Genomic DNA, 22649 nt, shown 5'->3' with positions numbered 1-22649 from the left:
GCGTGGCCGGTCTGCCAGGAGTCCTCGGTGAGCCCATCAGGTTCGTCCTGAACTGGGGGCGCCGCTACTCGCTGTGGGTCTTCAACTTCGGGCTGGCCTGCTGCGCGATCGAATTCATCGCGACCAGCATGGGCCGCCACGACTTCATCCGGCTCGGCGTGATCCCGTTCGCGCACGGCCCCCGCCAGGCCGACCTGATGGTCGTCTCCGGCACGGTCACCGACAAGATGGCCCCGGCGATCAAGCGACTGTACGACCAGATGCCCGAGCCCAAGTACGTCATCTCGTTCGGCTCCTGCTCCAACTGCGGCGGCCCGTACTGGGACTCGTACTCGGTGACCAAGGGCGTCGACCAGCTCATCCCGGTCGACGTGTACGTGCCCGGCTGCCCGCCGCGGCCCGAGGCGCTGCTGCACGGCATCCTGCGCCTGCAGGAGAAGATCGCCCGCGAGCAGTCCGGGCCGGGCGGGGTGCCGCGGCCGGACCCGCTGCGCCGCGACGCGGCCTCGTTGACTGCCCCCATGGTCACCCCGCCGGTGGCTCCGGGCGGCTAGCCTGCCTCTCATGAGCACGCGAGCCGACTTCATCATCGACGTCCTGACCCGTGAATTCGGCGAGCTGATGGCGCTGGATCCGGCCGCGTTCCGGCGCAAGTTCCGGAAGATGGCGGCGTCGCCGTTCGCGTTCTACCGGGGCAGCGCGTCGCTGTTCTACGCCGACCAGACCGGCGGGTACGCCGACGACAGCTTCCTCGACGAGCGCACCAGCCGGGTGTGGATCCACGGTGACCTGCACGCGGAGAACTTCGGCACCTACATGAACTCGTCCGGCCAGCTCGTCTTCAATGTCAACGACTTCGACGAGGCGTACGTCGGGCCGTTCAGCTGGGACCTCAAGCGGTTCAGCGCCAGCGTGGCCCTCATCGGCTACTCCAAGGCCCTCTCCGACGACGTGATCACCGAGCTGGTCACCACGTTCGCGCGGGCCTACCTGGTCGAGCTGCGGGCCATCGCGGCCGGCGGCGACGACGCGATCGGCTCGATCACCCTGGAGAACGCGGACGGCGTGCTGCGCCGGGTGCTCCAGCAGGCCCGCCTCAACACGCGGGTCGACCTGCTGGCCGGGCAGACCACGATCGACGACTACGAGCGCCGCTTCTCCCTCGGCGACGGCGTGTACGAGATCGACGACGCCGTCCGGGCGACGGTCGTCGCGGCGTTCGACGCGTACCTGGCCACGCTGCCGGAGCACCGCGCCGTGGCCACCAACATCAAGGACGTGGTGCTGCGCAAGGGCGTGGGCATCGGCTCGGCCGGGCTGCCGTCGTACAACCTGCTGTTGGAGGGGCACACCCAGGCACTGGAGAACGACGTCGTCATCTACATGAAGCAGGCGCAGGTGCCCGCGGTCGCCCGGTGGATCGACGACGAGCGGGTCCGCGGCTACTTCAAGCACCAGGGCCACCGCACCGCCGAGTCGCAGCGGGCGTTGCAGGCGCACGCCGACCCGTGGCTGGGCTACACCGAGCTGAACGGGGTGGGGCAGCTGGTCGCCGAGGTCTCCCCGTACGCGGCCGACCTGGACTGGTCCGACGTCAACGAGCCCGACGAGCTGACCGGCGTCATCGCCGACCTGGGCCGCGCGGTCGCCCGGATGCACTCGGTCGCCGACGACGAATCCAGCCACGACCTCGTCGACTTCTCCACCGAGGAGTCGATCGTCGCGGCGGTCGACAAGGACGAGGCCGGCTTCGTGCGGCACCTGGTCGACTTCGCCCACAAGTACGGCGACCAGGCGCGCGAGGACCACCAGGACTTCGTGGACCTGTTCCGCAACGGACGCCTGCCGGGCCTGCAGTAGCGATCCCGCCGGCCGCTGGCCATAGGATCAAGGCCATGACGCCCGAGGAGGTCGGCGAGCGCCTGGTCGCGCTGCTGACGGACGAGCACGCCGAGACCGGTACGGTCACCGCGAGCGTGTCCGGTGGCGGGCCCGGGCACGAGCGGGCCGTGGTCGACGTACCCGTGGCCCGGTGGTGGGCCGCCGTCTCCGTCGCTCGCGACCCGGCCGCGCTGGGCTGCGACTTCTTCGACTGGCTGTCGGCGGTCGACGAGCAGGCCGACGGTTTCCGGGTGGTGGCCCACCTGTGGTCGAGCAAGCGGGGGCACGGGCTGCTGTTGCGGACGCTCGTGCCGCGCGAGGAGCCGGTGATCGAGTCCGTGGTGGACCTGTTCCCCGGTGCCGCCTGGCACGAGCGGGAGACGTACGAGATGTTCGGCGTCACGTTCGCGCGCCACCCGGACCTGCGGCCGCTGCTGCTGCCGCCCGGGTTCGAGGGGCATCCGCTGCGCAAGGAGTTCGTGCTGGCGTCTCGCGTGGCGAAGGCCTGGCCGGGCGCCAAGGAGCCGGGGGAGTCGGAGTCGGGCACGGCCAAACGCGCCCCGATGCGCCCGCCCGGCGTCCCCGACCCGAACGAGTGGGGCCCGCTCAAGGGCAAGGTGCCGCCGCCGGAAGCCCCGCCGCGCCGTGCGCCCGGCGACCGCCCGGCCCGCCCCGCAACGGGTGAGCGCCCGGCGCGCCCGGCTGCCGCCAACCGCCCGGCACGGTCGGCCGCCGACGGCCCGGCCGCCGGTGAGCCCGCGGTCCAGCCGGAGACCCCGGCAAAGCCGGAAGAGCCGCCGACTGGGGGGACCGACTGATGCCGCTCTGGCTCGACCTGACCGTCCGGGTCGTCGCGGTCGTGATCGGCTTCCTCACCCTCCCGCTGGTCGTCGGCCAGGCCGAGCACAAGGTCATGGCGCACATGCAGGGCCGCCTCGGCCCGATGTACGCGGGCGCGTTCCACGGCTGGGCGCAGCTGATCGCCGACGGCGTGAAGTTCGTGCAGAAGGAGGACATCGCGCCACGTGCCGCCGACCGGCGGGTGTTCCAGCTCGCGCCGATCGTCGCGCTCTTCCCGTACCTGCTGATCCTGCTGGCCATCCCGCTCGGGCCCGGCGGTCTCGTCGCCCAGGCCATGGACATCGGCCTGTTCTTCGTGCTGGCCGTGCTGGGCGTCGGCGTGGTGGCGGTGCTCATGTCGGCGTGGGCGTCGGCGAACAAGTACAGCCTGCTCGGCGGCCTGCGCGGCGCCGCCCAGCTGCTCGGCTACGAGCTGCCCCTGGTGCTGGCCGCGGCGAGCGTCGCGATGGCCGCGGGCACGCTGAGCCTGCCGGGGATCGTCGAGGCGTGGCAGCCGTGGTGGCTGGTGTGGCAGTTCCCGGCCGCGGCGGTGTTCTTCGTGGCGGGGCTGGCCGAGATCCGGCGGCCCCCCTTCGACATGCCGATCGCCGACTCGGAGCTGGTCTTCGGCTACCTGACCGAGTACACCGGTCTGCGGTTCGCCTTCTTCCTGCTGGCCGAGTACGTCGGCATCGTCGTCATCGCCGCGCTGACCACGGTGCTGTTCCTCGGCGGCTGGCACGGCCCGTGGGCGGAGCAGCTCGGCTGGCTGTGGACGCTGGTCAAGGTGTTCGCGGTGTCGTTCGTGATCATCTGGTTCCGGGTGACCTACCCGCGTCTGCGCGAGGACCAGCTGCAGCGCCTGTGCTGGCTGGTCCTGGTGCCGGTCGCGCTGGGCCAGCTGGTGCTCACCGCGGTCGTCAAGGTGCTGACGTAGGCTCCCGCACCGGCTCGTCGGTGTCGCGCAGCGCGTTGCGCACGACGTCGGGCACGCGCAGCCGGTCGTCCGTGAGCAGCTGCCGCGCCTCGACGAGATCAGGTCCGCGGGTCGCCCCCGCAACCCGGTCGAACAGCGCCTCATCCACGTCGCCGTAGGGCTTCGGCATGGCGCCCCACATGTCCCACGGCAGCAGCTCCAGGTCGTCCAGGGCGGCCAGGTCCCGCATGAGGTTTCCGGCGATCCACCAGTAGCCCGCCTCGTGGAGGCCGCTGAGCCCGAACCGGTCGGGGTCGTCCGCGCCGGACCGGCAGCGCACCCAGGCGTCCCCGGCGACCAGGAACCGGTCGCGGGGCGTGTCCAGCGGGTCGAAGTCGATCCCGAACAGCTTGCGCTGCACGTCGTCGAGCTGCGCGTCCACCAGCACCCAGCGCCCCTGGTCAGCGTCGAAGTACTCGCAGACCCAGTGGTCCTCCCAGTAGTCCGTCGGGAAGTACCCGCCGAACCCGCAGCGGGCCCGCGCCGCGACACCCTGCGCGCGCAGCATGGCCGTCATCAGCACACTGAAGCCGCGACAGTTCGAGGCGACCCGGTCGGCCGGGGGCCGGGTCTGGGTGAGTGGCCGATCGTCGCGCGCCACGACGGCGGCCAGCAGGTCGCGGACCGGCCGCACGTGCACGGTCGCCCGGTCCTCGTCGGTCAGGGTCACGCCGTACTCACCGGCGAGGAACTCGTGGATCAACAGGCCCTGCGCGACGCGGGTCAACTCCCCGACATCGGTCGGCAGTCCCTCGAACAGGGCCGCGTACGGCCCGGCCGCGGTCATGACGCCGGGCGCAATGTGGTCGGACATCATCGTCTCCTCCCCTGTGCGCCACACGCTAGGCGCACCCCCCGACAATGTCGGCGTCAGCCGAAGGATCTTGGAGACTTCGGGTTCGGGGCTGACCCGAACTCATCACCTTCGGTCTCAGAGATGGCGTGGGGTGAGTGTGCTGACCGGGATCTTGATCGCCCACGGCTCGGGCACCTCGATGATGTCGCTGAACGTGCCGAACGGCTGGTACACCTCGTGTTCCGGGTCAATCTTCGACGTGTGCACCGTGATGCCGCCGTTCGTCTCGATCCGCCAGAAGAAGGGGATCCCGGCGGCCGCGTACAGGGCGGGTTTCGTGATCCGGTCCATGCTCTGCGAGGTCGGCGACACGATCTCGACTGCCAGCACGACCTCATGCGGCGCGTAGTGCCCGGCCCGGCGGCGGGCGGCCTGGTCGGTCGCCACCAGCACGTCCGGAATGAAGGAGCGGCGGTTGCTGATCCGCACTTCGACGCCCTGGGTCACCTGCAGATCGGGTGGGCAGTTCTGTTCCAGCGCGACGCCGAGCCGCATCGCGATGATCTGGTGCACGTCCGTGGGGGAGGGGGACACGAGGAGCACTCCATCGAGCAACTCGCGGCGCAAGCCGTCTTCGGGCAGGGCTTCAAGATCATCGGTGGTCCAGCCGTCAGCCGGTGGACCAGCGCTCAGTGCAGCGGTCATCAGGGCCTCCAGGGACTCATCGCGCGCCCTCTGCTCACCGTATCGGAAGATCGCGGTGGGGGTGTGCTCGCGTCGCGCCCAGCGACCGGGCAGGATATGCGTTTGTGACTGACGACTCGGACCGGGGCACGCCGGGCAAGGGCCTGCTCAACGGCCTCGCCGTCACGTTGAAGACGATGACGCGGCGCAGCACGACCCAGCAGTACCCCGACGTCGAGCCCGACCTGCCGCCCCGCTCCCGCGGCGTGATCGCCCTGCTCGAGGAGAACTGCACGGTCTGCATGCTGTGTGCCCGCGAGTGCCCCGACTGGTGCATCTACATCGACTCGCACAAGGAGGAGGTCGTCGTCCCCGGCGCGGCCCGCCCCCGCCAGCGCAACGTGCTCGATCGCTTCGACATCGACTTCTCCCTCTGCATGTACTGCGGGATCTGCATCGAGGCGTGCCCCTTCGACGCGCTCTACTGGACCCCCGAGTTCGAGTACTCCGAGTACGACCTGCGTGACCTGCTCCACGACAAGGACCGCCTCGGCGAGTGGATGGAGACCGTGCCGCCGCCGCCCGCGCACGACCCGCTCGGCGAGCCGTCGAAGGAGGAGGCCACCGCGGCGCGCAAGGCCGCGGGCCCCGGCGCGGCCACACCGGCCAAGACCGCCAGGCCGGCAACGGTACGGCCGACCCCCGCCCCACCCGCAGCCGCCGCCTCCCCCGATCAGGAGCAGGAACCGGGCCCGAGCCAGGAGTCCGGGACGTGACAGTCGCTGACGTCCTCCTGCTCGCGCTCGGGGTCATCGCGGTCGGCGCGGGCGCCCTCGTCGTGACCAGCGCCCACCTGGTCCGCTCCGGCCTCTACCTGGTCGTCAGCCTGGGCGCGCTGGCCGGGCTGTACCTGGTGCTCGGCGCCGAGCTGCTGGCCTGGGTGCAGGTGCTGGTCTACGTGGGTGCGGTCGTGGTCCTGCTGCTGTTCGCGGTGATGCTGACCCGCGCACCGATCGGCCCGTCGCCCGACCTCGACCGTCCAGCCTGGGCGGCCGGGCTGGTCGGTGGCGGCGTCGGGCTGGGACTGGCCGCCCTGTTCGCGGACGCGTACCGCTGGATCGAATTCCCGATGCCCGAGACCGGCACCGCGGCGCGGATGGGGGAGCAGGTCTTCGGCGGCTGGGTGCTGCCGTTCGAGGTGCTGTCGATCCTGCTGCTGTCGGCCCTGGTCGGCGCGATCGTGCTGTCCCGGCCGGACCTGGGCGCCCGCCAGGACAGCGCCGATCCGGCGCCCGTCGTCGAGGAACCGGCGCAGCCCGTCGACGCGCCGGCGGAGATGCACTGATGCACGCGGTCATCCCGATGGTCACCGCGGGCCTGCTGTTCGGGCTCGGCGTCTACGGCGTGCTGCGGCGGCGCAACACGATCCTCGTCCTCATGGCGGTCGAGCTGATGCTCAACGCCGTCAACCTGGTCTTCGTGACCGCGGACGCCACGATCTCGGCCACGCTGGGCGGGGCGGTGCACGCGGGCTCGGTGTTCGCCCTGTTCGTGATCGTGCTGGCCGCGGCCGAGATCGGCGTGGGGCTGGCGATCGTGCTGCAGTTCTACCGGATGCGGGCGAACGTCGTCGTCGACGAGGTGGCACTCGACCCGGCGCCACCCGAGCCGGCCCAACCTGAGCCGACGGAGTCGGACACGGCGAGGGAGACGGAGCCCGTGCCGGCCGGCGCGGCGGCGACGCTCGGTGCGGATCCGGCGGCGGGGACGGAGAACGAGGCCGGGTGAACATCGACGCCCTCATGCCGGCCCTGCCCGGCGTACCCCTGCTGCTCGGTCTGGTGGGCCTCGTCCTGCCGCCCGGCGACGGTGGCCGCGCCCGGCGGTCGCTGGCCGCCGCCCTCGGCGTGCTGGGTGCCGCCGCCGCGCTGGCGGTCACCGTCGTGCTGCTGGCCCGGGTGGACGGGCCGGTGGAGGACGGGACGCGCTGGATCGAGTTCGGCGACCTGCCGGTCACCGTGACGTTCTCGGTCAGCCCCGCCGCGCTGTACGTCGCGCTGGCGGTCACCGTGGTCGCCCTCGCCGTCCAGGTGTACTCCGTCGCCTACCTGCACGACGACCCCCGCTACGCGCCGTACGCCGCGCAGGTCGGCCTGTTCACGGGCGCGATGCTGCTGGTGGTGGTCGCGGGCGACCTGATCCCGCTGCTGGTCGGCTGGGAGGTGATGGGCGCCTGCTCGTACCTGCTGATCGGCCACGACCGGCGGCTGCCGGAGGCGCCCGGCGCGGCGGTGAAGGCGTTCCTGGTGACCCGGGTCGGTGACGTCGGTTTCCTGCTGGGCATCGCGGTCCTCGGCGCCGGCGCGGGCACCTTCCGGATCGCGGACGTGCTGGCCCACGACTACTCGCCGGGGACGCTGACCGCGGCGCTGCTGCTGATCCTGGCCGGGGTCGCGGGCAAGAGCGCCCAGTTCCCGCTGCACACCTGGCTGCCCGACGCGATGGCCGGCCCGACCCCGATCTCCGCCCTCATCCACGCCGCGACGATGGTGGCCGCCGGGGTGTACGTCGTGGTCCGGCTGTTCCCGCTGTTCGCGGCGTCCCCGGCGGCGCTGGCCGTGCTCGGGGTGATGGCCGCTGTCACGCTGCTGCTGGGCGCGCTGTGCGCCACCGCGCAGGAGGACATCAAGCGGGTGCTGGCCTGGTCGACGGTGTCGCAGATCGGGTACATGACCGGCGCGCTGGCGGTCGGTTCCCCGTCGGCGGCGCTGTTCCACCTGCTCACCCACGCCGCGTTCAAGGCGCTGCTGTTCCTCGGCGCGGGCGCCGTCATCCACGCGGTCGGCACGAACGCGCTGTCGCGGATGGGCGGACTGCGGGCGCGGATGCCCGCGACCTTCTGGCCCATGGCGATCGGGCTCGGGGCGCTGGCCGGGTTGCCGCCGCTGTCCGGCTTCTGGTCGAAGGAGACCGTGCTGACCGCCGCGGAGCACGCCACCCACGGTGAGGGTCCCGCGCCCGCCTGGGTCGGCTGGACGGTCTGGCTCGCCGCCCTGGCCGGGGTCGCGATCACCGCCTGGTACGCCACCCGCCTGCTGCTGCGGGTCTTCTTCGGCGCCGCCCGCGCCCGTGACGACGACTGGCAGGTCGGCTTCGACGACGCCCGCTACGACCGCGACTTCCCCCACCCGCACGACCCGCCCGCCCTGATGCGCTGGCCGGTAGTGCTGCTGGCGGTGCCCGCGGCTCTCCTCGGCCTCGCGATCTACCTGCCCGGGTTCCGTGGGAACCTGGGCCTCGAAGCGCCCCACTTCGGCCCGGCCTTCGCCGCGCCGCTGGTGTTGCTCGTGCTCGGGGCGGGCGCCGCCTGGTGGCGCTGGCGGGCCGTGCCCGGCGCCGACCCGGCCGACGCGCTGGGCCGGGTGCGCCCGCTGTTCGCGAACGGCTTCTTCCTCGACACGGTCCAGGACCGTCTGGTGGTACGCCCCGTCCGGGCCGTCGCTGGCGGTCTGCGCCGCTTCGACGAGCGGGTCGTCGACGGGGCCGTGGAGGGGACGGGGACCGCCACGACCCGGCTCGGGGCGGCGCTGGCCGCCGTACACCGGGCCGCCCTGCCCCGCGCCGCGGTGGCGGTGCTCACCGGCGCGCTGCTGCTCGGCGTGGCCGCCGCGATCTATGGAGCCGCGTCGTGATCGCGCCCGAGGTCTCACCGGTCCTTCAGGCTCAGCTGCTGGCCCTGCTGATCCTTCCGGCGCTGGGCGCCGTGGTCGTCGCCCTGGTGCCCGCGCGGCGCGAGCCGGCCGCACGGCTCCTCGCGACCGTCTTCGCCGCGCTCACCTTCGTGGTGGCGCTGGTGCTCTTCGAGCCGTCGGTCCACGGCGGCGGACGGCTGGAGGTCACACCGGACGGCCAGGGCCTGTTCCTGCCCGCCGTCGAGCTGCACACCTCCTGGGTGCCTGCGCTGCACCTCGACCTGCACCTCGGCCTGGACGGCGTCTCGTACCCGCTGGTGCTGCTCACCACGCTGCTGACGTTGCTGTGCTGCGCGTACACGATGTGGCGGGTGCCGGACGGTGGCTCGGGCCGTACCCTCGCCGCGCTGCTGCTGGTCCTCGAAGTCGGCATCATCGGCACCTTCCTCGCGCTGAACCTGGTGTTGTTCTTCGTCTTCTTCGAGGTCGTCCTGCTGCCCATGTACGCGGTGATCGCGGGCTGGGGCGGCCCGCGGCGGCGCGCGGCGGCCCGCAAGTTCGTGCTGTACACCCTGTTCGGCTCGGTGCTGCTGCTGCTCGGCGTCTTCACCGTCGTCACCGCGGCCGGGACCGGCGACCTGACCGTGCTGGCGGGCGGCGCAGGCCTCTCCCGCACCACGCAGTACGCCGCGTTCGCGCTGTTCGCGGTCGCGTTCGCGGTGAAGGCCCCACTGTGGCCGCTGCACACGTGGCTGCCCGACGCGCACACAGAGGCCCCCACGGTCGGCAGCGTGATCCTCGCCGGTGTGCTGCTGAAGATGGGCACGTACGGGCTGATCCGCATCGGGCTGGGGGTGGCGCCGCTGGGTGCGGCGTGGGCCGGTCCGGTCCTGGGGATCCTCGCGGTCGCCGCGATCGTGGTGGGTTCGCTGGTCTGCCTGCGGCAGACGGAGCTGAAGCGGCTGATCGCGTACTCCAGCGTCGGGCACATGGGGTTCGTGCTGCTGGGCATCGCCGTCGGCACGGCCACCGGGGTGCAGGCGGCCCTGATCGGCAACGTGGCGCACGGCATCATCACCGGCCTGCTCTTCTTCCTCGCCGGGGCGGTCAAGGACCGGGCGCACACCGGCGACCTGGCCGAGCTGGGCGGGCTGCGGGAGTCCGCGCCCCGGCTGGCCGGGTTGCTCGGCTTCGCGGCGATCGCGTCGCTGGGCCTGCCCGGACTGGCGGGGTTCTGGGGTGAGGCGTTCGCGGTCGTCGCCGCGGTGCAGCGCGGCGGTCCACTGTGGGCCACCCTCGCCGTGATCGCGGCGGTCGGTGGTGCGCTGACCGCCGCGTACTTCCTGCGGCTGTTGCGCCGGGTCACCCACGGCCCGGCCACACCGCTGGTCGCGGCGCTGCCACGGCCGGTTCCCTCCGGGTACGAGTGGGCGGCGTGGGCGCCGCTGGTGCTGCTGGCCCTGCTGGTCGGCCTCGTGCCCGCGCTCGTGCTGGCCGGCACCGGCGCCCCCGTGGAGATCCTGACCGGAGGGCCGTGGTGACCCAGTCCGTCGACCACTTCGCCCTGCTGCCGCTGTACGCCGCGGCGGGCACCGCCCTGCTGGTCCTGCTGGCCGAGGTGACGGCCGGTCGCCGGGCCGCGGTGCTGGGCGCCGCGTTGCTGGGCACCGTGGCCACGGCCGTGTGCGCCGTGGTGGTGGGCGCCGACGGCGAGCGGGCGACGTTCTGCACATCAGCGGGCTGTTCCTGGGTGGCCACCCCGCTGGCGGCGGTCGCGGCGGTGCTGTTCGCCGGGCTGACCGCCGGTGTGCTCGCGCTGTCCGTCCCGACATTGCGGCTGGGCGCGGCGCCGCCGGGCGAGTTCTGCTTCCTGCTGGCCTGCTCGATGACCGGCGGCGTGACCGTCGGCTACGCGGGCGACCTGATCACCCTGATCGTCGGCCTGGAAACCCTCACCCTCCCGCTGTACGTGCTGGTCGGCCTGCGCCGCTTCGCCCCGCGCGAGCGGGTCACCGCCGCAGGCGCCTCCGCCGCCGTCACGTTCTTCCTGATCAGCGTCGTCTCCACGGCGGTGGCCCTGCTCGGCGCCGCCCTGCTGTACGCCGCCACGGGCGCCCTGCACCTGTCCGCCCTCGGCGGGGACGCCGCGGCGCGGGCCCTCGCCGAGCTGGGCCTCAGCGTGCAGGACCTGGGCGGGCAGGCCGTCGTCGCGCAGACCAGCCTGGCGACGGTCGGTGCGGCGCTGCTGGTCGTCGGGTTCGGCTTCAAGGTCGCCGCGGTGCCGCTGCACGCCTGGGCGCCCTCGACGTACGACGGGGCGCCGGTGCCGGTCGCGGCGTACCTGTCGACCGCGTCGAAGCTCGGCGGTGTGCTGGCGCTGGCGCTGGTGGTGCCGCGGCTGGACACCGGCTGGCTGGTGGCGGTGCTGGCGGTGCTGACCATGACGGTGGGCAACCTGGTCGCGTTGCGGCAGACCCGGATGGTGCGGCTGCTGGCGTGGTCGTCGATCGCGCAGGCCGGCTACATCCTGGCCCCGCTGGCGGCGGGCGGCGCCGGAGTGGCGGCCGCGGTCGCGTACGCGGTCTTCTTCGTGGTGCTGGAGTTCGTGGCGTTCGGGGCGCTGGTCGCGTTGCGCCGCCCCACCGCGGACGGCGGGGCGATCGCCGACTACCGGGGCGCGGGTCGCCGGGCGCCGTGGCGTGGTGCCGCGCTGGTGCTGGCGTTCGCCGGGCTGGCGGGTCTGCCGCCGGGACTGGCGGGCCTGTTCGCCAAGGTGACCATCGTGGACGTGCTGATCGACACCGGCTGGGCGTGGCTGGCCGGTGTGGTGGCGCTCAACGCGGTCATCGCGCTGGCGTACTACGTACGCGCCGCCGCGGTCCTGTACGCCCCCGAGCCCTCCGACGATGCGCGGCCCCGGGTGGCCCCCTCGGTCGCCGCGGCGGTGGCCCTGGCGGCGGGGGTGGCCGTACTCGTGGGCTTCGCCCCGCAGTTGATCTTCAACGCACTGAATCCCTGACGTGGCGTGCGCCACGCCCAAGCGTCGCGCACAGCGAACTCACAGTCACTTACGGATGAATTCCCGGCGGGGTCATGTTCCCTGGGAAGCGGGCCACACCGGCTCGCGTCCTGAAGGAGTGATCGTGCACAGCCACCACAACGGTCTCAAGACGGCCGCTCTGCTGGGTCTGCTCACCGCCATGATTCTCGCCGTCGGGTACTGGCTCGGCGGCAGCGCCGGCCTGGTCCTCGCCGTGGTCGTGTCGCTGGCGATGAACGCCGGCACCTACTTCTTCTCCGACAAGCTCGCCCTGCGCGCGATGCGGGCCCGCCCGGTCACCGAGGCCGAGTTCCCCGCCCTGTACGAGATCGTCCGCGAGCTGGCGACCGAGGCCCGCCAGCCGATGCCCCGCCTGTACGTGAGCCCGGCCATGCAGCCGAACGCGTTCGCGACCGGTCGCAACCCGCGCCACGCCGCGGTCGCGGTCACCGTGGGCATCACGCAGCTGCTGGACCGGCGCGAGCTGCGCGGCGTGATCGGCCACGAGCTGTCCCACGTCTACAACCGGGACATCCTCATCTCCAGCGTCGCGGCGGCGCTGGCGGGCATCGTCACGATGATCGCGCAGCTGGCGTTCTTCCTGCCGCTCGGCGGATCGGACGACGACGACGCCCCGAACCCGGCGGTGCTGCTGCTCATGCTGATCCTCGGGCCGCTGGCCGCCTCGATCATCCAGATGGCGATCAGCCGGAACCGCGAGTTCCAGGCGGACGCGTCGGGTGCGGCGCTCACCCGTGACCCGCTCGCCCTGGCCAGCGCGCTGCAGAAGATCCAGTACGGGGCCCAGCGCATGCCGCTGCCCGCCGAGGGCCAGCTCGCCACCTCGGCCCACCTGATGATCGCCAACCCGCTGCGTACGGGCGGCATGGCGTCGCTGTTCTCGACGCACCCGCCCATGGAGGAGCGCATCCGCCGCCTGCACGAGATGGCCGCGGTCAACGTGGGCCCCGTCCAGTACGTGCACTGAGCCACCCCACCCGTCACCCCGTCGCCCACCCGGGCGGCGGGGTGATGTCCGTGACAGCGCCTCGAATTCAGAGGCGTGCCCACCCCGCCGACGGTTAGCGTCGAAAGCTCGTTCGCTCGTTACCGACCCCCGGAGGTGGACCCCGTGACCGCATTGCGTCAGTACCTTGGCGTGTGGCGACTGCCAGGCGGGCGGGCTCTGCTCATGGTCGGCATCTTCGCCCGCCTCGGCATCGGCATGACCCCGCTGGCGCTGCTGCTGCTCGTCCAGCAGACCACCGGCCGGTACGCCGCTGCCGGCCTGGCCGGCGGCGCGTACGCCCTCGCGGGCGCCGCGCTCAGCCCCATCGCCGGTCGCGTCGCGGACCGCGTCGGCCCGGCCCCGGTGCTGCTGGTCACGGCCGTACTGCACCCGCTGGCGCTGGCCGCCCTGCTGGTCGTCAGCCGGGCCGGGGAGAGCGCGCTGCCCCTGATCATCGCGACGGCGGGCGCGGCCGGGGCGACGTACCCGCCGCTGAGCGCGGCCATCCGCCGGGCCTGGACCGACGCGACAGACGTCGCCAGCGGGCGGCACCACCTGCGCGGCGCCGCGATGGCCGTCGAGACCTCGCTGTTCGAGCTGGTGTTCGTCGTGGGCCCGATGCTGGTCGCCGGTTTCGTGGTGGTCACCCACGAGCCGTCGGTGGCGCTGGTCGCCTCCGCCGTGACCACGTTCGTCGGCACGCTGTGGATCGCCCGGCTGCCGATCATGCGGCACGCCCGGCGGCACGCAGAGGAGGAGGCCGCCCGCGGCCTCGGCCCGCTGCGCGTGCCCGGTTTCCCGGCGCTGCTGATCTGCGTCGGCGCGCTCGGCACCTCGTTCGGCGCGGCCGGGGTGATCGTTCCCGCGTACGCCGGCCAGCACGGCGGCGGCGACGGCATGGGCGGGGTGCTGCTGGCCGTCTGGGGCATCGGCTCGGCGATCGGCGGGCTGGCGTTCGGCACCCGCAAGCCCGCGATGGCGTTGCCACGCCAACTGGCGTGGCTGCTGGCCGCCGTGTCGGCGAGCTTCCTGGCGCTGGCGGTCATGCCGAACCCGGCGGCGCTCGGCGTGGCCCTGGTGATCGGCGGGGCGACGATCGCCCCCGCGCTGACCGTGGAGACCAACCTGGTCGGGCGGCTGGCCCCGGCGTCGATGATGAACGAGGCGTACACCTGGGTGGTCACCGTCTCGGTCGCGGGCAGCGCGGCCGGTGGCGCGGTGGCCGGCGCGATCGTGGACCAGCCCGGCGGCCTGCCGTGGGCGTTCGTCTTCGCGGCCGGGGTGCTGGCCCTGTCCGCCGTGGTGGCGGCGCTGCCCGCCGGTTCGATCGCGCGGGCGGACCGGCACGCGGCCGACCGGATCCGGCACGCCCTGGCCGCCGAGACCGCCTGAGATCAGGCCGTCTCGGCCGGCCGGGCGACGGTGAGCGCCTGGAAGCGGATGTCACCGTCGTGCACGGTGTGGAAGTCGACGATCTCGAACGCCGCCGCCGCGGCTCGCAGAATCTGCTCGTCGGTGCGGAACGCGAAGAACCGCGCGGGCTCCTGCACGTCGTCCTCCGCGATGCCCTGCGCGGCATGCCCGCCGTACATGCCGAGGTAGCCCAGGCCGCCCGGCTTGAGCACGTCGCGGACGGCGCGCAACGCGGCACCAAGATCCGCATTGGGTACGTGCAGCAGCGAGTTCACCGCATAGGCGGCGTCGAACGCGTCAGGTGGCACCCCCAGGTTCAGGAAGTCCCCGACGTACGCGTCGAGCCCCTTGGCCCGGCAGCGTTCCACCATGGCGGGCGCGAGGTCCACCACGACGACCTCCAGGTCCCCCTCGTCGCGGAAGAAGAGGCCGTCCTCGCCCGTGCCCGCGCCGATCTCCAGCAGCGTCCGCGCCCCGATCGCCCGCAGCCGGTCCAGGTACGCCTCGCGTTCCGCCAGCTTCCAGTACTGCTTCTCCCTGCCGTCCCGCAGTTCCGCCCCCGCGTCGTACGACGAGCGCAGGCGCGTGGTCACCTCGTCGTACCCGGCCGGTTCCCCGTCACGCAGCCTCATCGGTGTCTCCTGTTGTCAAAAGAGCCCTCTTGGATAGCCTGGCGCCTACGGCGGGGCTTGTGAAGGAGCGTTGGATGGCAAAGGAAGTCGCTCGTCGACCGGACCAGCGCGTCGACACCATGCGGGCGTCGGACGCCGACCGGCAGCAGATCGCCGACCGGCTCAAGGCGGCCCTGGACGAGGGGCGGCTCTCCCTGGCCGAGTACGACGACCGGGTCCGCGACGCGTACGCGGCCCGCACGTACGCGGATTTGCTCGAACTGACCACCGACCTGCCGCAGCCCGGGCTGAGCGCCGCCGAGGTGAGCGCCCGCCAGGCTGCCGAGGCCCGCCGCGCGGCCCGGCGGATGCCGACCGCGTTGATGGTGCTGTGGACGGTGTGGGGCGCGCTCGCCGCCGTGAACGTGGCCGTGTGGCTCATCGTGGCGGTCACCGTCGGGGCCGGCGTCTACGTGTGGCCGGTCTGGCTGCTGGTGCCGGGCGTCGCGCTGGGCGTGGTCACCGCCGGGGTGCAGGGGATCCGCCACCGCCGCGGCTGACTCCCCGGGATGCGGCGGAAATCGCATGCGCCCGTGCCCGCCCGCCGACCAGGATGGGCCCATGACGTGGCACAGCACCGACAGCGTGACGGAGTTCGCGGCGGCCGCGGGTGACTTCCTCCGGTCCCAGCCGGTCGCGCACAGCGTCCCGCTGACCCTGGTGCGCACGCTGGAACTCGACGGCCCGCACGCGTACGGCCCCGACGACCCGATCTTCGGCTGGTGGCGGGACACCGACGGCACGGTGGCCGGGGCCTATCTGCAGACGCCGCCGTACCCGCTGCTGCTGACCGGGGTGCCGGCGCCGGCCGTCCCCGCCCTGGCCGAGGCACTGACCGGGCGGTCGCTGTCCGGCCTGAACGCCCGCGCGGCCGACGCCGAGGTGTTCGTGGGGGAGTGGCAGCGGCGCACCGGGGCCGCGTCCACCCCGCGGGTGCGTACCCGGCTGTTCCGGCTGGGCACGCTGACCCCGCCGGATCCGCACCCGCCCGGACGGGCGCGGGTGGCCGACCGGGGCGACCGGGACCTGCTGGTGCGCTGGATCGAGGCCTTCCACGACGAGGTGGGCGAGGCCGTCCGCGACAGCGGCTCCGTCGTCGACGAGAAGCTTGCGTACGGTGGCCTGACCCTCTGGGAGGTCGACGGCGAGCCGGTCTCCATGGCCGGAACCACCCGTCCCGAGGCCGGGATGGTACGGGTGCTGGCGGTGTACACCCCGCGCGAGCGGCGCGGCCGCGGCTACGCCGGTGCGGTCGTCTCCGTGGTGAGCCGCGGCGCGGCCGACGCCGGCGCCACGGACGTGGTGCTCTTCACCGACCTGGCCAATCCCACCAGCAACGCCCTATACCAACGCCTGGGCTACCGGCCGGTGGAGGATCGCGTCGTGATGGAATTTGCGGCATGAGCGGCGGCAGAGTCATCTCGGTCAATCTGGCCGTGCCCGAGCCGGGTCCGAAGGGCGTCGGGACCACCGGCATCAACAAGGTGCCGGTCGAGCACCCCGTCGCCGTGCGCGCGCCCGGCCCCAAGACGACCGGCCTGCACAGCGGCCTGGTCGGCGACCAGATCTTCGACATCAAGCACCACGGCGGCGACGACCAGGCCGTGTACGCGTACGCCCGCGAGGACCTCGACTGGTGGGAGCGGGAGCTGGGCCGCAGCCTGCCCGGCGGCCTGTTCGGCGAGAACCTGACGACGGCCGGGGTCGACGTCAACGGCGCGATCATCGGGGAGACGTGGCGGATCGGCGAGCAGTTGCTGCTGCGCCCCACGTTCGGCCGGATCCCGTGCATGACGTTCCAGGCCAAGATGAACGAGCCGCACTGGGTGAAGCGGTTCGCCGCGGAGAACCGGCCCGGGGCGTACCTCAGCGTGGTGCACCCCGGCGACGTCCGGGCCGGTGACCCGGTGGAGGTCGTGGACCGCCCGGCCAACGGGGTCAGCATCGGCGAGGCGTTCCGCATCTGGATGCATGATCAGGCGGAGCTGCCGCGCCTGCTGGAGGCCGAGGGAATCGGCGAGGGAACGCGGGCAGACGTACGCAAACGGTTGCGGCTCTGAGCTTCGCCCTTGTCCACTCCGGACAGTTAACCTCCCGTTTTTGATGTTGCACCGCGATTTCGGCGGATTCCGTTTCGTCAAGATTGGCGATTACCTGACTCTTCAGGCGGATAATTTCACCATTGGTCTTGACGACGCCCGATGGGCGGATTGTGCTTGAGAGGCTAGGTGGTGATCCCATGAAGATCGTCCTCGAACGCTCGGGTGGATTGGCGGCCGTTCCGGCGTTGTCCGGCGACGTGGTGGTGGAGACCGACGAACTGCCCCGGGAAATGGCGTCGGAACTGGAGCAGCTCGTGGACACGGTCCGCCGCGAGCCGCACGTCGAGAATGCGCCCTCCGCCGGTGCCGCCGACCTGAGAACGTATCGCCTCATCATCGGCGGCGAGCCCGAGAACGATGTTCTGGCGTTCAGCGATCTCACCCTCGACCCCGCCCTCGACGAACTCGTCAAACGGTTGGAGGCGATCGACCGAGGACGGTAGCCCCGCATGCCCGCCACCGCGAGGAGCCACCATGGTGCGAAACCGCGTTCAGTGCATCATCCCGCCATACGTTCTCGAGGCCATCGAAGCCAACGGAACCCCGGAGCAGCGGGCCCGGGCAGCCGCCACGCTGCGCATCGACGCGGTGGTCCGTGCCGACCGGGCCGAGGCTCCGACCGCACCGCCGCAGCCCGCGGCCGACGTCACCGCGCACCGCCGGATCTACGACGCCGGGAACACCACCAACCTGCCCGGCACCCTGGTGCGCGACGAGGGCGACCCCGACAGCGCGGACGTCTGCGTGAACGAGGTGTACGACGGTTTCGGCACGACACTCGACCTCTACGGCCAGGTGTACTCGCGCAACTCCGTCGACGACGCCGGCCTCGACCTGATCGGCACGGTCCATTACGCGACCGACTTCAACAACGCGATGTGGGACGGCGAGCAGGCGATTTTCGGTGACGGCGACGGCAGCATATTCAACCGCTTCACCATCGCCATCGACGTCATCGGCCACGAGCTGACCCACGCCGTCACGCAGTACACGGCCGGGCTGGCGTACCGGAATCAGTCGGGCGCCCTGAACGAGTCCATATCGGACGTATTCGGCTCGTTGGTCAAGCAGTACCACGCGTCTCCCCGGCAGACCGCCGACGAGGCCGACTGGCTGATCGGTGCCGGGCTGTGGGCGCCCCGCATCCACGGCGCGGCACTGCGCTCGATGAAGGCCCCCGGAACGGCGTACGAGGACCCGTTGGTGGGCAAGGATCCGCAGCCGGCGACGATGGACGGATACGTGACGACGCGGCAGGACAACGGCGGCGTCCACCTCAATTCCGGGATTCCGAATCACGCGTTCTATCTGGCGGCGGTCAGTTTCGGCGGATACGCCTGGGAGAAGGCCGGACGGGTCTGGTACGACGCGCTCACCGACCCGTCGCTGTCCAGCAATGCCGGGTTCCTGGAGTTCGCCCAACTGACGGTCCAGAAGGCGGAGGCTCTCTTCGGCGCCGACGGACGCCAGCGGATCCACGACGCCTGGGCCCAGGTGAGCATCACGACCTGAGGCGAGCGCAGATCGACGTCCCACCGTCGCGCGGGCGCCGCACCCCGCCGCGGGAAGCCCGTCGGCAGGACCTGCTTGCCCCGCATTCCTATGATCTACAGCCGTGAGTTCTGCTGTTCTTCTGCGGGGCTCGGTGCCTCTGCTGCTGCGTGCGCTTCTGCTGGCGCTGTTCACGGCCGGGACCGTGGGCGCCGGGCTGGCCAGCGTCGCATACCTCTCCGGTGCCTGGGGATACCCGGTCATGATCGTGGCGTGGGTGGTCAGTCTGCTGCTGGCACTCGGCGTGGCACGGCTGGCCGAACCCGGCACGGTGCGCTCGGCGCTGCTGTTGGTCGCCTGGGCGGTCACCGGCCCGTTCCTGCTGACCAGCTGGTCCACCGGATTCGCCCACTCGATGCTGGAATGGCGAGGCGAGCAGGTCGAGGCGACCGTCCTGGCATTGCGCATCAGCCCCGGCAGGTCAATCCAGGGCCCGAACGCCCATTACACGCTCGCCGGGCCGGACGGACGGCGGATCCCCGGCGAGTGGTCGGCACCCGGACATTCCCGCCTGGACCCCGGCGATTACGCCAGCGTCGAGGAGTACTGGGCCGCGGACGAGAAGGCGGCCCGTAGTGCCAGGCCGGGCCTGCCCTACAACGGGACCGTCCCAGACCACCCGGTCGGGTCGCGGGTCACCGTGGTGCGTGACCGGGCCGGGCTGGTGTATCCGGCGACGCCCGACGAGATCGCCGACGCGGAGGGGTTCCGGATACTCGGCGGTCTGGCCCTCTTCGTGGGTGCGCTGTTCTGCATCTTCGCCGTCCCTCCGGTCGGTGCGGAGCATTAGGGCGGCCACCGTCACGAGACGCCACGTCCAGGCTGGGGACCTGGCGGCGGGCCTGCTTCTCCGGTTACGGCAGCAGTTCCTCGGCATCCCAGCCGAGCCGAGCGAGCTCCCAAATCACATTGCCTGCACGAGGAGTCCAGAAGAGCAGGACTTGATCACGTGCTTCGGCCTCGAAGGAGACAGCCAGGGCTCACCGCCCCGAGTGAATCTTGACGGCGAATCCCGCCGCGCATTTGCCGTGACGAGTGAGGTAAAGCGGTCCTGAGTGTGACCGGGTTGATCCAACGAGAAAGAGACCGATGCCGCGCGGGCCGCCGCAGACGCGGCCGAGGCGATCGAGATTGGGGCGCACGAGCCCCCGAGTCGCGTCCGCTTGATGACGAAGCCCTGGCCCACGACTACCTCGGCACCGCCCACCTTCTGCTCGGTGATCTCGACGCCGCAACCACCGCAATTCGGCCGATCCTCGATCTTCCGGCCGACAGGCAGATTTCGTGGATCAAGAAGCGTCTTGGCAGGTTCGCCGGGATGCTCAGGACCGAGCCCTATACGGGCTCACCCGCTGCCGATGACCTTTACGACGAGATTCGAGCCCTCGCAGCCTGAACCATCGGGATACGACACGAAACCGACGACATTCCTAGTTTGAGCACGACCGCCGCCGCGCAAGCCCAGTAGCGCCCCTCGATCGAAGATTCGGCGGCTGCCGGCCGACCACCGCCATTACCACCACACCGCCGCCTGCTATGTGGTTCTTGTCGCAGGGGGTGTGCGCTGGGAAGCCTTCCGAAATAGGCTCCGCGCCCATGTCCAAGATATCGATCTTGCGAGGTGGCATCCTCGCCGCGGTGCTGGCGACACTCGTCGCGGTCATCGCAACTCCACAGGCGGCTCAGGCCTCCGGTCAGTCACCGTACGTCAGGAAGGGCAGCTACTGCATCTTCGTGCCGAGCGGCAGTGAGGGCACGGCGCTTGTCATGGGTGGCTGCGGCCTGGTCGGCACGATGAAGCGCCAGGACACCTCCCGCACGTACAACGGACATCCGCTGATCTTCGTCCGCTACGGCGAAGAGTCCGGCCCGCCGTACCCGTACTGCCTCGACAACCTCGGGCAGGCTTCAGGGCAGGTGCGCGATTATCGCTGCAACGGCGGGAGCTACCAGCAACTGGAGGTATTCGACGTCGGCTCGGGCAAGAAGGTGTTGAAGTCGCTCGGCGCCTACCTCGGCAACGGCCGCCACCTATGCCTGTCCGCCGGCACCACGAAAAATGCCGCCCTCGTCTGGGCCACCTGCAACACCGCCGCAAGCACGCAGCAGTTCAACTGGAACCCCTGACCCGCTATCCATTCCCCGCCGGACCCGGTTCGCGAACGGACCGGGCCCGCCCGGATCTTGACCGCCCAGTGGCGCCGACGGTCTCTCAGGAGCCAGCTCGCGCTGCGTGCAAGCGCTCATGAAGCCCTTCTGAGCCGTGGGTGCGCGGACCTGCCGGTGAGAGTGCGTCGACCATGCTTGCAATGAAGCTGGCCACGGTCGTTATCGTCATCGCCACGTGGGTTGGTGACGAGCTGCAAGGTGAGCCTTCCGGAGAGGCTCGAGGTTAGGAACGTGGTGTTGGTCGAGACCGACCTGGCCTCCGCGGCCTGGAACGATTTCTCCACGATCCGGCGAGCTCCGGCCACCCGCAGGAGTTGGGCGAGGGTGGTCGGCCGGGATCAGCCCCGTGACTGGAGCACCAGGCCGATCGCCCCGACGACGAACGCCACTCCGCAGAGCCGGATCAGCCACACGTAGACCCGGCTCGGCTCGAGCCCCTCGCTGTTGCGGAACTTCCACCTATCCTGCCGGGCGACAGCAGCGGGGCGTGCCACCATATGCAGACCGATGGCAGCCAGCAAAGCGGCGGCCAACCAGAGCGTCACAGATGGTTCCTCTCAGCCATCAATGTCTCCCATCACGGTATACGGAATCGGCAAGCATACGGCGGTGTCGTGTGAGCCAGTCCTACTGCTGAGTGCGCCTATTCGACTGTCGCACATCACCCGACGGAGGACACAAACCGCGCCCGTTTGTGGCCCGACAACTGATGTGCGACGCGGTTCTGCCAGGGTGATGTGCGACAGGTGGTCTAGGAAATTGAGGTCGCGATCCGCGGTCGCTGGCCCTTGATGCTACGGACGGGCTGGGAGGCGGGTAGATGATTCAAACCTCTGCAGCCTGTCATCCTGGCAGCAGGTGGAGCGCAACCCGAGCCTTGGTGGCAGATGAGCTGCCGCAATGCTTCAACGCGAGGCCGATGTTGGCGTGTGCCTCATCCGAGCTGCTGGACACGGCGGCCTTCTGCCAGTAGGGAATTGCCAGGCGAATGTCGGTCTTGAGCTCCACAATGGCGCCTTCTGCATCCTGCGGCCACGTTGCAGCCTCCAGCTTGGAAAGCTGCTCCTCCTCGGCCACCTTCATCTCGGCAGACAGATCCCGCAGCTCAGGCCATGCAGGGCCTGGATCAGACAGTATCTGTTTCAGGACGTCATTCCGATGCTTGACCGAATCGATGTAAATCGCCTGTACGTGACGGAGCTCCTCAAAGGCCTGCACCTTGGCCTCGAAGTCGGGGTCGAGGCGTACTCGTTCAACGTCCCTACGGCGCGAGTCATCGTCGGCGATGTTTAGCCGCTTTCGATCGGAAACTTGACCCGTCACTACGATCAACGCGACCAGAAGCGTCGCGATACCGACGAGTACGGCCGCCACGCGGGCCCACGGATACCTGGCTGCCACGGGCGCACACATTCGGCAGCGGCGGGCCGAAGCTGAGGAAATTACCAGGCGGGCGTCGCCGAGTGGGCCGGGCACAGCGTCCACGTCCTGATGAAGGTCTACGCCAAGTGCGTCGACCGTGAGCAGGAGGCGGCCAAGAGGCGGATCGAGGCAGCGCTGAACGCGGCGCCGACGATCACCATCCCGAGTGAATCTTGACCCGCAAACTTTGCCGCGCATTTGCCGTGACGAGTGAGAGCAAGCGGTCCTGAGTGGGACCTAGTGGGACCAACGAGGAAGGCCCCTCCCGGCTGTTTCAGCAGGTGAGGGGCCTCTTCGAGCTTGTGGTGGCGGGTAGAGGATTCGAACCTCTGTAGCTTTCGCGACGGATTTACAGTCCGCTCCCATTGGCCGCTCGGGCAACCCGCCTGGGCACGTCACCGCA

General features: G+C 71.1%; 25 protein-coding genes and 1 tRNA gene. 20 read left to right on the top strand and 6 right to left on the bottom strand.

The genetic code is table 11. The features are described 5' to 3' along the window. Positions 1 to 2: 2 nt before the first annotated feature. Genes ACMCNN_RS26630 through ACMCNN_RS26615 form a run of 4 tightly spaced genes read left to right on the top strand, consistent with a single transcriptional unit; the run spans position 3 to position 3658 of the window. The gene (locus ACMCNN_RS26630; protein WP_412743228.1) at positions 3 to 554 is read left to right on the top strand and encodes an NADH-quinone oxidoreductase subunit B; all 552 of its coding nucleotides are present in this window, start codon (positions 3 to 5) and stop codon (positions 552 to 554) included. A gap of 10 nt (positions 555 to 564) precedes the next feature. After that, entirely contained in the window at positions 565 to 1860 is a 1296-nt protein-coding gene (locus ACMCNN_RS26625; protein ID WP_412743227.1) for a DUF2252 domain-containing protein, read from the top strand. Positions 1861 to 1895: 35 nt separating this feature from the next. Next, positions 1896 to 2699, top strand: coding sequence for an NADH-quinone oxidoreductase subunit C (locus ACMCNN_RS26620; RefSeq protein WP_412743226.1), 804 nt, complete (start codon positions 1896 to 1898; stop codon positions 2697 to 2699). Further along, on the top strand, positions 2699 to 3658 hold the full coding sequence (locus ACMCNN_RS26615) for a complex I subunit 1/NuoH family protein (RefSeq protein WP_412743225.1): 960 nt from the start codon (positions 2699 to 2701) through the stop codon (positions 3656 to 3658). The genes ACMCNN_RS26620 and ACMCNN_RS26615 overlap by 1 nt, the downstream gene beginning before the upstream one ends. Here ACMCNN_RS26615 and ACMCNN_RS26610 read toward each other — a convergent pair. Together ACMCNN_RS26610 and ACMCNN_RS26605 are read right to left on the bottom strand one after the other, a co-directional pair. Further along, positions 3642 to 4511, bottom strand: a complete 870-nt coding sequence (locus ACMCNN_RS26610; RefSeq protein WP_412743224.1) for a transglutaminase-like domain-containing protein — start codon at positions 4509 to 4511, stop codon at positions 3642 to 3644. The two genes, ACMCNN_RS26615 and ACMCNN_RS26610, sit on opposite strands and share 17 nt — an antisense overlap. A 117-nt stretch (positions 4512 to 4628) precedes the next feature. Beyond that, positions 4629 to 5198, bottom strand: a complete 570-nt coding sequence (locus tag ACMCNN_RS26605) for a Uma2 family endonuclease (protein WP_412743223.1) — start codon at positions 5196 to 5198, stop codon at positions 4629 to 4631. Positions 5199 to 5302: 104 nt separating this feature from the next. Here ACMCNN_RS26605 and ACMCNN_RS26600 point away from each other — a divergent pair, with 104 nt between their 5' ends. The 8 genes from ACMCNN_RS26600 (at position 5303) to ACMCNN_RS26565 (ending at position 14310) form a co-directional block, all read left to right on the top strand. Next, positions 5303 to 5953, top strand: coding sequence for a NuoI/complex I 23 kDa subunit family protein (locus ACMCNN_RS26600; protein ID WP_412743222.1), 651 nt, complete (start codon positions 5303 to 5305; stop codon positions 5951 to 5953). Next, entirely contained in the window at positions 5950 to 6522 is a 573-nt protein-coding gene (locus ACMCNN_RS26595) for an NADH-quinone oxidoreductase subunit J (protein ID WP_412743221.1), read from the top strand. The genes ACMCNN_RS26600 and ACMCNN_RS26595 overlap by 4 nt, the downstream gene beginning before the upstream one ends. After that, on the top strand, positions 6522 to 6965 hold the full coding sequence (gene nuoK, locus ACMCNN_RS26590; protein ID WP_412743220.1) for an NADH-quinone oxidoreductase subunit NuoK: 444 nt from the start codon (positions 6522 to 6524) through the stop codon (positions 6963 to 6965). The genes ACMCNN_RS26595 and nuoK overlap by 1 nt, the downstream gene beginning before the upstream one ends. A gap of 14 nt (positions 6966 to 6979) precedes the next feature. Beyond that, positions 6980 to 8869: an NADH-quinone oxidoreductase subunit L gene (locus ACMCNN_RS26585; RefSeq protein WP_412747278.1), complete on the top strand. Its 1890-nt coding sequence runs from the start codon at positions 6980 to 6982 to the stop codon at positions 8867 to 8869. Continuing rightward, positions 8866 to 10410 carry a complex I subunit 4 family protein gene (locus ACMCNN_RS26580; protein WP_412743219.1) on the top strand — a complete coding sequence of 515 codons (1545 nt, stop codon included), beginning with the start codon at positions 8866 to 8868 and terminating at the stop codon, positions 10408 to 10410. Before ACMCNN_RS26585 ends, ACMCNN_RS26580 begins: the two co-directional genes overlap by 4 nt. Beyond that, positions 10407 to 11888: an NADH-quinone oxidoreductase subunit N gene (locus ACMCNN_RS26575; RefSeq protein ID WP_412743218.1), complete on the top strand. Its 1482-nt coding sequence runs from the start codon at positions 10407 to 10409 to the stop codon at positions 11886 to 11888. The genes ACMCNN_RS26580 and ACMCNN_RS26575 overlap by 4 nt, the downstream gene beginning before the upstream one ends. Positions 11889 to 12012: 124 nt before the next feature. Beyond that, positions 12013 to 12897, top strand: a complete 885-nt coding sequence (htpX, locus tag ACMCNN_RS26570) for a zinc metalloprotease HtpX (RefSeq protein ID WP_412743217.1) — start codon at positions 12013 to 12015, stop codon at positions 12895 to 12897. Positions 12898 to 13041: 144 nt separating this feature from the next. Next, complete coding sequence (locus ACMCNN_RS26565) at positions 13042 to 14310, top strand: MFS transporter (RefSeq protein WP_412743216.1); 1269 nt, start codon at positions 13042 to 13044, stop codon at positions 14308 to 14310. A 2-nt stretch (positions 14311 to 14312) separates the two neighbouring features. On the opposite strand, the gene ACMCNN_RS26560 is transcribed toward ACMCNN_RS26565, so the two are convergent. Then, a complete protein-coding gene (locus ACMCNN_RS26560) occupies positions 14313 to 14963 on the bottom strand; it encodes a class I SAM-dependent methyltransferase (protein WP_412743215.1) in 651 nt (216 codons plus the stop codon). A 74-nt stretch (positions 14964 to 15037) separates the two neighbouring features. On the opposite strand from ACMCNN_RS26560, the gene ACMCNN_RS26555 reads away from it, so the two are divergent. The 8 genes from ACMCNN_RS26555 to ACMCNN_RS26520 all read left to right on the top strand — a co-directional run bounded on the left by ACMCNN_RS26555 (position 15038) and on the right by ACMCNN_RS26520 (position 20782). Then, positions 15038 to 15502, top strand: a complete 465-nt coding sequence (locus ACMCNN_RS26555) for a DUF1707 domain-containing protein (RefSeq protein WP_412743214.1) — start codon at positions 15038 to 15040, stop codon at positions 15500 to 15502. Positions 15503 to 15563: 61 nt separating this feature from the next. After that, complete coding sequence (locus tag ACMCNN_RS26550; protein WP_412743213.1) at positions 15564 to 16406, top strand: GNAT family N-acetyltransferase; 843 nt, start codon at positions 15564 to 15566, stop codon at positions 16404 to 16406. Next, positions 16403 to 17062 carry an MOSC domain-containing protein gene (locus tag ACMCNN_RS26545; protein WP_412743212.1) on the top strand — a complete coding sequence of 220 codons (660 nt, stop codon included), beginning with the start codon at positions 16403 to 16405 and terminating at the stop codon, positions 17060 to 17062. Before ACMCNN_RS26550 ends, ACMCNN_RS26545 begins: the two co-directional genes overlap by 4 nt. A gap of 128 nt (positions 17063 to 17190) precedes the next feature. Further along, the gene (locus ACMCNN_RS26540; RefSeq protein ID WP_412743211.1) at positions 17191 to 17547 is read left to right on the top strand and encodes a protealysin inhibitor emfourin; all 357 of its coding nucleotides are present in this window, start codon (positions 17191 to 17193) and stop codon (positions 17545 to 17547) included. A 31-nt stretch (positions 17548 to 17578) separates the two neighbouring features. After that, positions 17579 to 18616, top strand: coding sequence for a M4 family metallopeptidase (locus tag ACMCNN_RS26535; RefSeq protein ID WP_412743210.1), 1038 nt, complete (start codon positions 17579 to 17581; stop codon positions 18614 to 18616). Positions 18617 to 18719: 103 nt separating this feature from the next. Continuing rightward, the gene (locus ACMCNN_RS26530; protein ID WP_412743209.1) at positions 18720 to 19445 is read left to right on the top strand and encodes a hypothetical protein; all 726 of its coding nucleotides are present in this window, start codon (positions 18720 to 18722) and stop codon (positions 19443 to 19445) included. Between the two features lie 267 nt (positions 19446 to 19712). Continuing rightward, positions 19713 to 20051, top strand: coding sequence for a hypothetical protein (locus ACMCNN_RS26525; protein WP_412743208.1), 339 nt, complete (start codon positions 19713 to 19715; stop codon positions 20049 to 20051). Positions 20052 to 20251: 200 nt separating this feature from the next. Continuing rightward, positions 20252 to 20782 carry a hypothetical protein gene (locus ACMCNN_RS26520; RefSeq protein WP_412743207.1) on the top strand — a complete coding sequence of 177 codons (531 nt, stop codon included), beginning with the start codon at positions 20252 to 20254 and terminating at the stop codon, positions 20780 to 20782. Positions 20783 to 21162: 380 nt separating this feature from the next. Here ACMCNN_RS26520 and ACMCNN_RS26515 read toward each other — a convergent pair whose 3' ends face one another. The 3 genes from ACMCNN_RS26515 to ACMCNN_RS26505 all read right to left on the bottom strand — a co-directional run bounded on the left by ACMCNN_RS26515 (position 21163) and on the right by ACMCNN_RS26505 (position 22633). Then, on the bottom strand, positions 21163 to 21369 hold the full coding sequence (locus ACMCNN_RS26515) for a DUF6199 family natural product biosynthesis protein (RefSeq protein ID WP_412743206.1): 207 nt from the start codon (positions 21367 to 21369) through the stop codon (positions 21163 to 21165). A gap of 298 nt (positions 21370 to 21667) precedes the next feature. Beyond that, positions 21668 to 22225 (bottom strand): hypothetical protein, encoded by a 558-nt coding sequence (locus ACMCNN_RS26510; protein WP_412743205.1) that lies wholly within the window; start codon positions 22223 to 22225, stop codon positions 21668 to 21670. Between the two features lie 324 nt (positions 22226 to 22549). Then, positions 22550 to 22633 (bottom strand) — tRNA-Tyr (locus tag ACMCNN_RS26505). Positions 22634 to 22649 lie beyond the last annotated feature (16 nt).

Source organism: Krasilnikovia sp. MM14-A1004, from assembly GCF_047159485.1.
GTDB lineage: Bacteria > Actinomycetota > Actinomycetes > Mycobacteriales > Micromonosporaceae > Actinoplanes.
This window is presented reverse-complemented; position numbering and strand designations above follow the sequence as displayed.

What these genes read in the sequence shown, in the direction of transcription:
- ACMCNN_RS26625 (WP_412743227.1), top strand. Translation starts at nt 565, where the DNA reads ATGAGCACGCGAGCCGACTTCATCATCGACGTCCTGACCCGTGAATTC.
- ACMCNN_RS26620 (WP_412743226.1), top strand. Translation starts at nt 1,896, where the DNA reads ATGACGCCCGAGGAGGTCGGCGAGCGCCTGGTCGCGCTGCTGACGGAC.
- ACMCNN_RS26615 (WP_412743225.1), top strand. Translation starts at nt 2,699, where the DNA reads ATGCCGCTCTGGCTCGACCTGACCGTCCGGGTCGTCGCGGTCGTGATC.
- ACMCNN_RS26610 (WP_412743224.1), bottom strand. Translation starts at nt 4,511, where the DNA reads ATGTCCGACCACATTGCGCCCGGCGTCATGACCGCGGCCGGGCCGTAC.
- ACMCNN_RS26605 (WP_412743223.1), bottom strand. Translation starts at nt 5,198, where the DNA reads ATGACCGCTGCACTGAGCGCTGGTCCACCGGCTGACGGCTGGACCACC.
- nuoK (WP_412743220.1), top strand. Translation starts at nt 6,522, where the DNA reads ATGCACGCGGTCATCCCGATGGTCACCGCGGGCCTGCTGTTCGGGCTC.
- ACMCNN_RS26585 (WP_412747278.1), top strand. Translation starts at nt 6,980, where the DNA reads ATGCCGGCCCTGCCCGGCGTACCCCTGCTGCTCGGTCTGGTGGGCCTC.
- ACMCNN_RS26560 (WP_412743215.1), bottom strand. Translation starts at nt 14,963, where the DNA reads ATGAGGCTGCGTGACGGGGAACCGGCCGGGTACGACGAGGTGACCACG.
- ACMCNN_RS26555 (WP_412743214.1), top strand. Translation starts at nt 15,038, where the DNA reads ATGGCAAAGGAAGTCGCTCGTCGACCGGACCAGCGCGTCGACACCATG.
- ACMCNN_RS26550 (WP_412743213.1), top strand. Translation starts at nt 15,564, where the DNA reads ATGACGTGGCACAGCACCGACAGCGTGACGGAGTTCGCGGCGGCCGCG.
- ACMCNN_RS26545 (WP_412743212.1), top strand. Translation starts at nt 16,403, where the DNA reads ATGAGCGGCGGCAGAGTCATCTCGGTCAATCTGGCCGTGCCCGAGCCG.
- ACMCNN_RS26535 (WP_412743210.1), top strand. Translation starts at nt 17,579, where the DNA reads ATGGTGCGAAACCGCGTTCAGTGCATCATCCCGCCATACGTTCTCGAG.
- ACMCNN_RS26520 (WP_412743207.1), top strand. Translation starts at nt 20,252, where the DNA reads ATGTCCAAGATATCGATCTTGCGAGGTGGCATCCTCGCCGCGGTGCTG.